Consider the following 12,249-nt stretch of genomic DNA (forward strand, 5'->3'; position numbering starts at 1 on the left):
TGATAATAGTCTTCTACAATCACTTTTGAGCGCAAAATTAAACTAATCTAGAACGTGAAGCACTCCAAAATCAGGAAATAAAAGCTTACAACGAAAAGCTACAACAACTCAGCAACCTTAAACGCCATCTCCAAAGACTGCTGGTGGTTAAGACGCGGATCAACCAAGGACTCATAGCGTTCTTCCAAATCCAGCTCATTCAAATCAAACGCGCCACCCAGCACCTCAGTCACATCATCTCCAGTAAGCTCAATGTGTAAACCACCTGCAACTGTACCAACCTGCCGGTGGGCTACGAAAAAGCCCTCTACCTCACGCATAACCGTATCAAAATGGCGGGTTTTAATCCCCGAGGATGTATGGATAGTGTTTCCGTGCATTGGGTCAGTCAACCAAGTAACCGCAATCCCCTCAGCCTTAACCCGCTCTAAAACCGGAGGCAACACGTCTGCAATCTTATCTGCCCCCATGCGAGTAATCACCGTAAACTTACCCGGTTCATTAGCAGGATTAAGCTTGGAAGCTAACTGTAAGACATCCTCAGCAGTACCCGTAGGACCAAGTTTCACACCTATTGGGTTACGCACTTTAGAAAGCAGCTCCACATGAGCGCCCTCGGGAATTCGCGTACGCTCCCCAATCCACAAAAAGTGCCCCGAAGTATTATAAAGCTGCCCCGAAAGCGGATCCTTACGCACCATCGCCGACTCATACTCTAAAAGCAAAGCCTCATGCGACGCGTAAAAATCCACGTCCTTTAAACCATCAATCTCCGCCCCAGACGCCACCATGAAACGCAACGCCCGTTGAATATCCGCCGCTAAACTCTCATACCGTGCATACGCTGGATTAGAAGTAAACCCCTCATTCCAGGTATGAACCAAATTCAAATCCGCAAAACCGCCCTTAGTAAAAGCCCGCATCAAGTTCAACGTCGCTGAACAATGCTGGTACATCTCCAGCAGACGCGCCGGATCCGCCTCACGCTCCGAAGCACTAAAGCCAATCCCATTCACCGCGTCCCCACGGTAAGCAGGCAAAGAAACACCCTCACGCGTCTCCAAAGCATTCGTACGCGGCTTCGCATACTGCCCGGCAATACGCCCAATCTTCACAACTGGCAGTGCCGCACCATAACTTAAGACCACGCCCATTTGCAGCATCGTCTGAATCTTCAAACGAATCTGCGCCTCAGTAGTAGAAGCAAAAGTCTCTGCGCAGTCACCACCCATCAAAACGAAACTATCCCCACTCCCCGCGCGGGCAATTTCTTTCGTTAAACGTTCAATCTCCGTGGCAAAAACTAAACCAGGACGCTGCCGCAACACCTCAATAATCTGACGTAGCTGGTCTAAATCAGCGTAATCAGGTTGCTGTAAAGCTGGTAGATTACGCCAAGTTTCAAGCGCGTTAGTTTCAGAAATACTCATTTTTACCACTTCAACTGAAAGGGGCTACCGCCCTCCGGGATTCCCCGGTTACAGGGCGATAACCCCCAACAGTTTATTTAGTTAAATCACTTAACTTCTGGAGCTGGGGAAACAGCTTCATCGATTTCAGCCATCATTTCACGGAACCAAGGGGTGGTGATGTCGAATGGCTTGTGGCCAGCAATACGCTTGAATGGGATTGCCTTCAGCTTATCGCCGTCTTCTTCATCGTGGCCAATAACGCCTGGTTCACCGCGGAATGCACATTCAACAGCGTAATCAGTCATAGACTTAATCAGGCGTAGATCCTCAACGTTAGCTGCAGCAGCACGAGAGAAGTAACCGGACTTCTGAACCATAACCTTTTCAGCGCCGATCTTTTCAGCGAACTGCTTAGCAAACCAGTTACCTGGGTTGATAGTGTCCAGCTTTACGTGACCGAATGGGTCGCGCTGTACTTCCTGACCGTTAGCTTCCATTTCAGCGATGATTTCAGCTACGCCAGCACCTTCAGAGAGGAAGATGTTAACGTTGCCGACGCCATCCATAACAGCCTTCAGACGAGCTGCTTCGCGTTCAATCTCGACAGCATCTTCTGGAATGTAAACAGCGTGGATATCCCAGCGTTCCTTAGACAGGCCCAGTTCTGGAGCCCATTCCTGAGTCTTCCACCAGTCGCGGTACGCCTTAGCTGCAGCTGCAGTTAGGTAACCACAGTTACGACCCATTACTTCGTGGATGATGAGCATACGTGGGTTGGAGCGGTGTTCGCCAATGATGTTGCGAGCAAACTTAGCTGCTTCTTCAGCTGCGGTCCAAGCACCCAGGGACTGACGTACTGGAACAACGTCGTTGTCAATGGTCTTTGGCAGACCAACAACAGTCAGCTGGTAGTCGTTTTCTTCCAGGTAGTGAGCCAGGTCAGCTGCAGTGGTGTTAGTGTCGTCGCCACCAATGGTGTGCAGAACATCAACGCGGTCAGCGCGCAGACGTTCAGCAGCAACTTCCAGTGGGTCTTCGCCTTCCTTAACCAGACCACGCTTTACCAGGTCCTTAGCGTTGGTGAGCTTTACGCGGGAGTTACCGATTGGGGAACCACCGAACTTGTGCAGCAAGCCAGCCTTCTTGCGGGCTTCTTCACCAATCACAATGTAGTTTCCGGTCAACAGACCGTGGTAGCCGTGCTGGTAAGCAATGATTTCAATAGATGGGTCCAGCTCGTTGTAACGTTCAATCAGACCGCCAACTGCGGAGGACAAACATGGTGCGAAACCACCAGCAGTCAAAATAGCTACGCGCTTGATAGACATCAAAATACCTTTCGGTTCTCTGCTTATAAGCAAATTGCTTGGAAGCAACTCAACACTAAGTGCAATACTATTCTACCTTGTTTTCAGGTTCGCTAGTTTCGCCCTTAGACCTATTCTCTGCCTTGGCTCCCGCAGGAACCGGACCGGCAAACTTACCTTCCGCAGCCAACTGTGCTTTCCGGTCTGCAGCATACATATCAACGTATTCCTGGCCAGACAGCTGCATGATGGCATACATGATTTCATCTGCTACCGCGCGCAGTGCGAAGCGGTCGCGAGACATTCCCTTATAGCGCGAGAAATCCAACGGATCTCCCACAACAATACCTACCCGGTGGCGGCTCGGAATCTTCTGACCGATTGGCTGCGCAATATTTGAGCCAATCATTGCGATTGGGATAACCGGAGCCCCGGATTCTAAAGCTAAACGAGCAACGCCAACTTTACCTTTGTAAAGGCGTCCGTCAGGGCTACGCGTACCCTCTGGGTAGATGCCGAATAATCCGCCCTCGCGCAAACGAGCCAAACCCGCCTGCAACGCGCCTTCCGCAGCCTGTCCAGAAGAACGATCCACAGGAATCACGCCCACGCCCTTCATGAACTTCGCAACCAGGCGTTCTTTCGCAGAATCACTCTTAAAGTAGTCAGATTTGCCGATAAAAACGATTTCACGATCTACCAGCAATGGTAGGAATACGGAGTCGAACACTGCCAGGTGATTAGAAGCCAGGATAGCTGGACCTTCTGCAGGAATCTTTTCCTTGCCATCAATCCAAGGACGGTAAATGGTCTTTAAGACTGGACCTAAACCAGTTTTCAGGGCTTTGTATAGCACAGTAGTCCTTCTTCCCGGGTCGTGTTTACGAATTACTTTCCAGTAATAGTCTATGCTCTTTAGAGGGGATTCTCTGTTTTTCTCCCGCACATTTTTTGTTTGAGCAGATTCCCACCGCGTTGGAATTTTCACCAGTTCTGAGGAGTTTATAACTGTGAGCGCAGATTTACTTACTGATCCGCAGTTTTTAGAAAACCTTACGCTTGTTTCTGTGGACATTGAGACTACTGGGTTAGGCGATTCTGATGCAATTACGGAACTTGCAGCCGTTAAATACCAGAAAGGGCAGGTTGTGGAAACTTTCTCTTCCTTGGTTAATCCTGGCCGCCAGATTCCAGTGTTTATTACTCGTTTGACGGGTATTGATAATCAGTTGGTAGCTGATGCACCAACGTTAAGGGAAGTACTACCAGTTTTTTTAGAGTTCTGTGATTTTCCGCGTTCTGTCCTGTTGGCGCATAATGCTCGGTTCGATACGCGTTTCCTGATGAATGCGTGCGCACAGCTGGGACTTGAGTGGCAGTTCCCTGCTTCCATTGACACAGTATTTTTCTCGAGGGCGTTGCTGCCCCGTCCTCAGGTGCAAAATCACCGGTTAGGCACTTTAGCGCATCATTTTGGGATTAAAAATCCGAATGCTCACCGAGCTTTAGCTGACGCGTACACCTGTTTGGAACTCTATAAGTGTCTCTTGGATGTGCTCCACGCGGCTGATGGGGTGGAACTTCCCGAGGCGGTGTTTAGGACTCTAACTGAAGCAGATATTAACGACTAGGCTTTACATTCAAACGCGGGAACTCAAGTTCGCGCGCAGACAAAACGCGGGAGCTCCGATTCCCACGCAGGAAAGAGACGAAAAAGGTGCTCTCGAGAATCTCGAGAGCACCTTATAACTATTTAAAACTAAAACTACTTGCGGAGCAGAGCCGCTACTGCATCAGTTAAAGAAACTGCATCAAATGGGGTCAGCAGCGTTGCGGTAGCACCAGCATACTGTGCCAACCATTCATCTTGCTGACGAGCAACCAGAATCAGAGCTGGAGCAGTACATTCATTTTCGACTACCAGGCGACGTAGAACTGCCATACCACCAGCTTTCTGAGTTTCCCCATCCAGCACTAAAGCGTCGATTTCGTTCTCAGTAAACTTAGTGACTGCACCTGCTTCAGTAGCTGCTTCAATCCAGTTAACCTGTGGCAGATCCTTACCTGGGCGAACGCCAACTGCATCCATTACAGCCTGGCGGGTATCAATGTTGTCGCTGTATAGCAGCACGTTTACAATGCTACGTTCCTGAGTCTGCGTCATTCTTATCCCCTAATGTTGCAGGTTTGGTTTTAGTGTTAAAACCAGAATCAAAAAGTTCGTCTCTAAAATCGTACCTGATTTTAGAGACGAACTGCAGTTTACTTACTTGGCATTGATCCCGTAATGTCTACGACGAATACGGCTGCACCAGTCTTAGTTTCAGCGTTCGCTGGATTAAAGACCACTACACGAGAGCCAACGGTTTGAGAGGTAACACCAGGAACTTCCCCAACTGGACCACGAGTGCCAACTGCAGTACCGTTCTTCCAAGATGACTGCGCAATCGCTTTACCTTCCACATCGTAGATAGTCACGTGGTAGAAAACGATTTCATCAGCAGTAATTTCCTTACCAGTTCCCTTCGCTAAAACTGTGAAAGTCTGGTCAGTTGGAAGCTTTGCATCAGCAGCTACCTCAATCTTTGGCTCAGCACCTAAATCACCTGAGATGGTAACGCCACTTGGAAGGGTTTCGCCTGTTGCGGCTGCTTCAGTCAATGCTGATACGTTCGTTGGGTCGTAGGCAGCTACAATATCAACTACGAATACCAGGGTGGATCCCGGTTTGATTACATCGCCTTGGCCTTGGTCTCCGTAACCCCATTCTGATGGGATAACAAGCTGCACACGGTCACCCACATGCTGACCGGCTAAACCATAGGTCCAGCCCGGAATAACCTGCTGTAGTGAGAAAGAAATCGGGGTTGGACCAGCTTCGCCACCACGTGCGAAAGAGGAATCAAAAACTGTGCCGTCCCAGAGGGTACCCACATAGTGCGCTAGCACCGTATCCGTTGGGGTAACTTCTGGCCCATCACCCTTTTTCAAAGTTTTTGCAACAACAGTGGTTGGCTCTTGAGCATCTACCTTCTTAATAGTGGCAGTTTTCCCCCATTCGCCTTCAACAGCTGGCAGTTCGCCCTTGTAGTCACGGTCAACTTTTACCGTTTCTTTTGCGTCCGCAGGTTTTTCTTCCTTAATTTCGCCGCAGGCTGCCAGGCCAGTTACAGCCAGCAGAGCTGCAGCTACAGTTGCAATAATCTTTTTCTTCACAGTTTTTCCTCAGCAGGTTTTAGTTTTTAGTGGGTCGTCTCAGCTTAGGTTTAGCTGAAGGATTCGCCACATGCGCAGGTGGAGCCTGCGTTAGGGTTATCGATGGTGAAACCCTGCTTTTCAATGGTGTCAGCAAAATCAATGGTTGCACCGTTGAGGTATGGTACGGACATACGATCAACAACTACTTCGACTCCACCGAAGTCACGCACTGCGTCACCTTCCAGCAGGCGCTCATCGAAGTAAAGAGAGTAAATTAAACCAGAGCAACCGCCTGGGGATACGGAAACTCGCAGACGCAAGTCGTCACGGTTTTCTTGTTCAAGTAAGCTACGTACTTTAGCTGCTGCTACGTCAGTTAGAATGACTTCGTGGGTTGGAGTGGTTTCAGACATTATTTCTCCTAATAGAGATTTCAGAAATTATAGAGTCGTACTTAACTTTACAGCGCAAATCGGGGTTTGGCACTCTGCAAACTACTATCGTGTGCGAAGCCACGTCTGGGTGAGAATCCGCTGGTAATCCCCTAGGGTTTTCGGGTTCCTCTCCCCCGCGTAGGCAGCGGTAATATTCCATTCCGCTAGCTCATGCTTCGACAGTGAGTTTTCATCTGCGAAAACTATCAGTGGAATCCCCATTTTAGTTGAGATTTCTTTCAAATCTCCCAGTAGTGAATCCCCCGCTGTTTGCGGATGTAGCTGTGGCATTAGGGCAACCAGTAGGCTTTCTCCGTTAAGTTCACTGGCGAGGTTCAGCTTTTGGAAATACACATCCAAGCAACGCCCTCGGAAACCCCGTAGCAGAGAAACTGCCGCACCGATACCGTACCCTGCTCCGGAACCGTCTGCGCGAGCGGGGTTTGAATCTGGCGTCGCCCGATTAGTTGCGAGCAGATTTTCAGAGACTAAGAAATCCGTGGCTGCCTGGTAGAAAGCTGTCACGCGCTGCATATCAGCAGGGTTCATACCCCACACCGGCATGGCGTCAGGGTCCATGGAAAGCACCGAATCGGCGCCCAACAATGGACGTTGTGAAAGATAGAGTACTTGCAGTTGGCGACCAGCTAGCCGAGCCCGCGCAGAAAGAATCAGTTGGGATGCTAGTTCTTTCATTTCCGAGGGCGGACAGTCCAGCGCCGCCCGTAAATCCGCTAGACTCCACCCCGCTAAACTGCCGAGGAAACCAATGCCCCCACCCCACTGCCAAGTGGGAAGTTCGGGGGAAAATAAATCCCGAGGCATAGTTTCATGGTCAGCAATCAACGTCGTTACCTGTGGAGCACACGCCCAAGCATCCAGAGTATTTAACTGATTAAGGTTAATAACATGCATGCCAGTGGAGGTAAGAAAATCACTCACTTCCAAAGCAGAAGCCCCGTAAGACGAAAACTCAACCTCTGTACTCAAACTTTTAGCAGACAAAGCGATGTCGTTGGCGCCACCAGCAGAAAGCGGAGCGCCAACGACAACAACTTTCCTAAACGGAACAGACATGCACGCCTCAGTCAGCAAAACGCAAAAGCATCAAAGCTTCTGCCAACACAGCAGACTGCAAATCCCCCAAATGCTGGCTTTCATTCTCAGAATGAGCATTAGTAGCAGGATCTTCCACGCCGGTAACGATTACCTGCGCATTTGGGAACTCACGCTGGAAATCAGAAATAAATGGAATAGAACCACCCACACCAATGTTCACAGACTGCACACCCCAGGCGTCAGATAGAGACTGGTGAGCAATACGAGCTGCCTTAGATTCCAAATCAGCCTGGTAAGAAGGACCAATTTCGCCTTCCTTAACAGTCACCTTCGCACCGAAAGGAATATTTGCATTAATGTGAGCCACCAGTGAATCCATCGCTGCACGACCATCAGTACCCGGAACCGTGCGCAAAGAAACCTTAAAACGACATTCTGGAGCAATCGTATTAGAAGAGTTAGCTACTGAAGTAGCGTCAAAACCGATAATAGCCAAAGCTGGCTGAGTCCACATGCGGGAAGCTAAATCACCGGTACCAGTCAGTTCCACACAATCCAGCAAGGAAGAGTCACGACGGAAGTCAGCTTCATCCCAATCAACGTCAGCTACCTTAGAGCCACCCAATCCAGCAACTGCCACATCACCGTTAGCGTCATGGAAAGTCGCAATCAGGCGAGAAGCCAAAGTAACTGCGTCCAGAATAGGACCACCGAACATACCAGAATGCAGCGCATGTTCCAATACCTGCACATGCACTTCCACATCAACTACGCCACGCAAACTTGAAGTCAATGCAGGAGCACCCACCTGCCAGTTATCAGAGTCTGCCACCACAATGTAATCAGCTTCCAACAGCTCGTGGTATTGAGACAGGAAATTATTGAAAGAAGGAGAACCGATTTCCTCTTCACCTTCAATGAAAACAGTGACGTTCAAAGGCAAATCTTCACCTAGCAGGTTAAGAGCACCCCAGTGCACCACAATGCCAGCACCGTCATCAGAAGAGCCACGACCATAGAGGCGACCATCACGAACGGAAGGTTCAAAAGGTTGAGTGATCCAACGGGATTCATCCCCCGCTGGCTGCACGTCATGGTGAGCGTAGAGCAACACCGTTGGAGCACCCTCAATTTTCTTAGTCTGCGCAACGACAGCTGGGCGACCAGCTTCACCATTTTCTGCAGGAGCATTCAAAATCTGAGTGGTTAACCCAAGAGCCTTGAAACGTGCTTCCACATGGCGGGCAGATTCCCAAACCTTTTCCTGGTCGAAAGTACCAGAGGAAACGGATGGAATACGGATAATGTCGCAAAGTTCCTCAACAACTGCTGGGAACTGGGTTTCTAGTTTTTCGCGTAGTGTTTCAATCATATTTCTACGCTAGCATTATTTTTAAGTTTTTACGGTAAAGTATTAGTGTTTATTGGTTTTTATTCGACTATTCAAGAGAGCAAGCTATGTCTGACTCCACTACTGGTAAGGGACGTCCTACTCCGAAGCGTAAGGATGCGGAAGCAAAGCGCCGTCGCGACATGATTCCTGCAGACCGTAAACTCGCTAAGAAGCAAGCTCGCGCACGCCAAGAAGAACAGTGGCGTAAGCAGCAAGAAGGTATGGACGCCGGCATTGAACACTACATGCCAGCACGTGACCGCGGTAAGTCCTCGCGATTCATCCGCGACTACGTTGACGCACGTCGCTTCTCAATCTCTGAAGCAGTCATGCCAGCCATGTTCGTCATGATCATCACCATGATGGTAATGGCAGCACTAGTAACCACCGTTGCTCCGCAAACAGCTGCTACCATCGTAAACTCCATCACTTGGGTTACCTACGGTTTGCTGTTTGCTTCCATCGTTGAAGCTACTATAGTTTTCTACCGCGCTAAAGCCCGTTTCAAGACTAACCACCCACGCGAAGAATGGATTCCTCGCCGCTGGTTCTACGTCTTTGCTCGTCTGATTATGCCACGTCGTTTCCGCCAGCCTAAGCCCCAGGTAAACCGTGGAGAATACCCCGAATAAAGTAACTTATTCCGATTGGGCTTTACCTAACGAATCCTCGTCGTCTGGTTTCAGGTGGCGGGGATTTTTGTTTGTCCCCCCACCGCCCCCGAAAACCAAAACAGTGAGCTACCTCTCTCTAACTTGCGTGTTGGAACAAACTATGCCACGATTTTCAATCGAAGGAGAACTAAAATGAAGCAAGAAGATCAACAGGCGGCGGCCTACTAACACGCACCCTGGTGAACGCCCCTCCGCACCCACTAGCGGACACGCATACCAGATGACTTGCCTCCCCTTCATTTTCGAACCGCCAAACGGTGTTGTACACGGTTCTATTTACGTCCATCACACGTAACCACGCTTAAACATTCAGCGTCACAGAATCCTAAATTTCAACTCATTCACCATAGGATTAACACGCGCAAAACGATAGGACTACTATGTCTAGCAATGAAAAACCATTATTTCCCGTGCCCTTACACGGCACGAAAGCAAACACCCTAATCTGGACAGACCCCTACACTATTGACATAGAAACAGCTGCCCAGATTCGCATGATGAGTCGTGTCCCCTGGGTAGAACAAATCCGCATCATGCCAGACGTACACTGGGGTAATGGAGCAACCGTGGGCTCCGTAATCGCCATGAAAGACGCGGTAGCACCCGCAGCAGTCGGAGTCGATATCGGATGCGGAATGGCCGCTGTAAACACCGGTTTGCGTTTAGAATCCCTCCCAGATGACTTACACTCTCTACGCCTAGCATTCGAAGAAGTAGTACCAGTCGGACGAGCAGGTCATAAGAAAGCAGCGCCAATCTTAAAACAGGATCAGCAGCTAAGTAATCTAGCTACCGAAACCTTCCGTGATTTCTCACGACTGCATGCGGATTTACCCTTCGGACAACTGAAAACCATGCGCGCGCAGTGCGGTTCATTAGGGGGTGGAAACCACTTTATTGAACTCTGTTCAGATGACCACGGAGAAATCTGGTTAATGCTTCATTCTGGCTCTCGAAACATCGGCAAAGTCTTGGCTGAATACCACATGCACAAAGCTGCCAAACTGGAACACAACCTCACTTTAGAAGATCGTTCCATGTCTGTATTCATTTCTGGAACTGGTGAAATGGATGCCTACCTACATGACCTCTACTGGGCACAGGACTACGCGAGACTAAACCGCGCTATCATGCTTGCAACCTTAAAAAATGCTCTGCTGAAAGTACTGCCGCAAGCAAACTTTGGGCAGGAGATTCAGTGCCACCACAACTATGTCGCGCAAGAAACCCACGGTGGTGTAGATGTGATTGTCACTCGTAAAGGTGCTATTCGCGCTGGCTCAGGCGACTTGGGTTTGATTCCCGGGTCGATGGGCACGGGGTCGTTCATTGTGCGTGGGTTGGGTAATGAAGCTTCTCTTTGTTCAGCTTCGCACGGTGCAGGGCGACGGATGTCTCGTAGTGAGGCGCGCCGTATTTATTCCGCGAGCGACTTAGCGGCGCAGACTGCGGGCGTTGAGTGTCGTAAGGATGCGGGAATTGTCGATGAGATTCCAGCGGCTTATAAGGATTTGGATGAGGTGATCGCAGCTCAGACTCAGGAGCATTCTCCGCTGGTGGAGGTGGTGGCGCGGCTAACTACCTTACTGTGCGTGAAGGGTTAGTTCCCGAGGGCGTTTTCCTCTGTGTAACCGTATTTTGCTGGTTGCAGTGCTGATGAGTAAGTGTGGGGCTTTGGAAAAATCCAAAGCCCCACACTGGTTAAGTTTATTTGTTTATCGGTAGTTCTTTACTGCGCGGTTAATGCGTCCTGGGAAGGCTGGTCCTTCGTAGATGAAGGCTGTAAGTGCTTCCAGCAGGTCTGCGCCGGCGTCTAGGTATGAGATTGCATCATCTGGGGTGCTGATGCCGCCTACGCCAATGATGGTCTTATCGTAGTCGAGCTCTTTGCGCAGGTTCGCGACGATATCCAGGCCGCGGTTGAGTAGGCGCGGCCCAGAGATACCTCCGGATTCGTAGGAGTGTTTAATTGTGGTATTTGCGGCGACTACGCCGGTTAGTCCGGTTTCGTTAACCAAGTCTGCTACTGCCAGGATGTCTTCATCTGCTAGGTCTGGGGCGATTTTGATGAATACTGACACGTCTCGCTGTGCTGCATTGTTTGCTGATTCCTGGGTGGTTTCAACGATTGGGCGAAGGCTTTCAACGGTTTGCAGGTCGCGTAGTCCGGGGGTATTTGGTGACGAAACGTTGATTACAAGGAAATCTGATAGTGGTGCCAGAGTGGAGGCGCAGATTTCGTAGTCGTTGAGGGCTTCGTCGTTTGAAGTGATTTTGTTTTTGCCGATGTTAGAGCCGACTACGATTTTTCGGCCTGCTTCGGTGGAACGTAGTTTAGTGAGTTTCAGCAAAGCTGCATCGACGCCGTGGTTGTTGAACCCCATCTGGTTTCGGATTTCGCGGGTTTCTGGTAGGCGCCAGAGGCGTGGCTGCGGGTTACCTGGTTGTCCTTTAGGGGTGATGGTACCGATTTCGATAAACCCAAATCCCAGGGCAGAGAACGCGTGGATGGCTTCTGCGTTCTTATCCATACCTGCTGCTAGTCCCAGGCGTCCTTGGACTCGTTTTGGTAGGAAGGAAGCGTTTGGTTCTAGTGAGGTGTCAGTGGGGTTAAAGGTTGCTCGGATAGCTGCGCGGCTGACTGGATTTGAGCCCGCTACAGTGAGGGCGTTCATTACCAGGTTGTGGGCGGTTTCTGGGTCTGAGTGGGTAATCAGGTTGTCGAATAGCCAGCGGTACACGAGTTTTCCTTACTGTCAAGGGTCCCCATTT

Annotated in this window: 12 protein-coding genes; 3 read left to right on the forward strand and 9 right to left on the reverse strand. The window is 49.9% G+C overall.

Annotated features, from left to right (window positions below; genetic code table 11):
- Positions 1-98 precede the first annotated feature (98 nt).
- The 3 genes from HMPREF0044_RS01080 to HMPREF0044_RS01090 all read right to left on the reverse strand — a co-directional run bounded on the left by HMPREF0044_RS01080 (position 99) and on the right by HMPREF0044_RS01090 (position 3,575).
- Complete coding sequence (locus tag HMPREF0044_RS01080) at positions 99-1,430, reverse strand: 3-deoxy-7-phosphoheptulonate synthase class II (RefSeq protein WP_006546244.1); 1,332 nt, start codon at positions 1,428-1,430, stop codon at positions 99-101.
- A gap of 86 nt (positions 1,431-1,516) precedes the next feature.
- Positions 1,517-2,740 carry a pyrophosphate--fructose-6-phosphate 1-phosphotransferase gene (locus HMPREF0044_RS01085; RefSeq protein WP_006546245.1) on the reverse strand — a complete coding sequence of 408 codons (1,224 nt, stop codon included), beginning with the start codon at positions 2,738-2,740 and terminating at the stop codon, positions 1,517-1,519.
- 67 nt (positions 2,741-2,807) lie between these two features.
- Positions 2,808-3,575, reverse strand: coding sequence for a lysophospholipid acyltransferase family protein (locus HMPREF0044_RS01090; protein ID WP_050754323.1), 768 nt, complete (start codon positions 3,573-3,575; stop codon positions 2,808-2,810).
- A gap of 154 nt (positions 3,576-3,729) precedes the next feature.
- On the opposite strand from HMPREF0044_RS01090, the gene HMPREF0044_RS07760 reads away from it, so the two are divergent.
- Positions 3,730-4,350 (forward strand): 3'-5' exonuclease, encoded by a 621-nt coding sequence (locus HMPREF0044_RS07760; RefSeq protein WP_006546247.1) that lies wholly within the window; start codon positions 3,730-3,732, stop codon positions 4,348-4,350.
- Positions 4,351-4,484: 134 nt separating this feature from the next.
- On the opposite strand, the gene HMPREF0044_RS01100 is transcribed toward HMPREF0044_RS07760, so the two are convergent.
- From HMPREF0044_RS01100 to HMPREF0044_RS01120, 5 genes are all read right to left on the reverse strand, one after another.
- Positions 4,485-4,883, reverse strand: a complete 399-nt coding sequence (locus tag HMPREF0044_RS01100) for a response regulator transcription factor (protein WP_006546248.1) — start codon at positions 4,881-4,883, stop codon at positions 4,485-4,487.
- Between the two features lie 98 nt (positions 4,884-4,981).
- Positions 4,982-5,935, reverse strand: coding sequence for an FKBP-type peptidyl-prolyl cis-trans isomerase (locus tag HMPREF0044_RS01105; protein WP_006546249.1), 954 nt, complete (start codon positions 5,933-5,935; stop codon positions 4,982-4,984).
- Positions 5,936-5,985: 50 nt separating this feature from the next.
- Positions 5,986-6,330, reverse strand: a complete 345-nt coding sequence (gene erpA / locus HMPREF0044_RS01110) for an iron-sulfur cluster insertion protein ErpA (protein WP_006546250.1) — start codon at positions 6,328-6,330, stop codon at positions 5,986-5,988.
- 84 nt (positions 6,331-6,414) lie between these two features.
- Positions 6,415-7,428, reverse strand: coding sequence for a glycerate kinase (locus tag HMPREF0044_RS01115; protein ID WP_006546251.1), 1,014 nt, complete (start codon positions 7,426-7,428; stop codon positions 6,415-6,417).
- A gap of 7 nt (positions 7,429-7,435) precedes the next feature.
- Positions 7,436-8,782 (reverse strand): dipeptidase, encoded by a 1,347-nt coding sequence (locus HMPREF0044_RS01120; RefSeq protein WP_006546252.1) that lies wholly within the window; start codon positions 8,780-8,782, stop codon positions 7,436-7,438.
- An 86-nt stretch (positions 8,783-8,868) separates the two neighbouring features.
- Here HMPREF0044_RS01120 and HMPREF0044_RS01125 point away from each other — a divergent pair, with 86 nt between their 5' ends.
- Together HMPREF0044_RS01125 and HMPREF0044_RS01130 are read left to right on the forward strand one after the other, a co-directional pair.
- Positions 8,869-9,435, forward strand: a complete 567-nt coding sequence (locus HMPREF0044_RS01125; protein WP_006546253.1) for a DUF3043 domain-containing protein — start codon at positions 8,869-8,871, stop codon at positions 9,433-9,435.
- A 422-nt stretch (positions 9,436-9,857) separates the two neighbouring features.
- Positions 9,858-11,081: an RtcB family protein gene (locus tag HMPREF0044_RS01130; protein ID WP_006546254.1), complete on the forward strand. Its 1,224-nt coding sequence runs from the start codon at positions 9,858-9,860 to the stop codon at positions 11,079-11,081.
- 111 nt (positions 11,082-11,192) lie between these two features.
- Here the strand turns inward: HMPREF0044_RS01130 and HMPREF0044_RS01135 are convergent, their stop codons facing one another.
- On the reverse strand, positions 11,193-12,218 hold the full coding sequence (locus HMPREF0044_RS01135) for a quinone-dependent dihydroorotate dehydrogenase (RefSeq protein WP_006546255.1): 1,026 nt from the start codon (positions 12,216-12,218) through the stop codon (positions 11,193-11,195).
- Between the last annotated feature and the right edge of the window lie 31 nt (positions 12,219-12,249).

Source organism: Gleimia coleocanis DSM 15436 (assembly GCF_000159015.1).
GTDB lineage: Bacteria > Actinomycetota > Actinomycetes > Actinomycetales > Actinomycetaceae > Gleimia > Gleimia coleocanis.

Coding starts and splice junctions, on each gene's coding strand:
- HMPREF0044_RS01080 (WP_006546244.1), bottom strand. CDS start 1,430: ATGAGTATTTCTGAAACTAACGCGCTTGAAACTTGGCGTAATCTACCA.
- HMPREF0044_RS01085 (WP_006546245.1), bottom strand. CDS start 2,740: ATGTCTATCAAGCGCGTAGCTATTTTGACTGCTGGTGGTTTCGCACCA.
- HMPREF0044_RS01100 (WP_006546248.1), bottom strand. CDS start 4,883: ATGACGCAGACTCAGGAACGTAGCATTGTAAACGTGCTGCTATACAGC.
- erpA (WP_006546250.1), bottom strand. CDS start 6,330: ATGTCTGAAACCACTCCAACCCACGAAGTCATTCTAACTGACGTAGCA.
- HMPREF0044_RS01115 (WP_006546251.1), bottom strand. CDS start 7,428: ATGTCTGTTCCGTTTAGGAAAGTTGTTGTCGTTGGCGCTCCGCTTTCT.
- HMPREF0044_RS01120 (WP_006546252.1), bottom strand. CDS start 8,782: ATGATTGAAACACTACGCGAAAAACTAGAAACCCAGTTCCCAGCAGTT.
- HMPREF0044_RS01125 (WP_006546253.1), top strand. CDS start 8,869: ATGTCTGACTCCACTACTGGTAAGGGACGTCCTACTCCGAAGCGTAAG.
- HMPREF0044_RS01130 (WP_006546254.1), top strand. CDS start 9,858: ATGTCTAGCAATGAAAAACCATTATTTCCCGTGCCCTTACACGGCACG.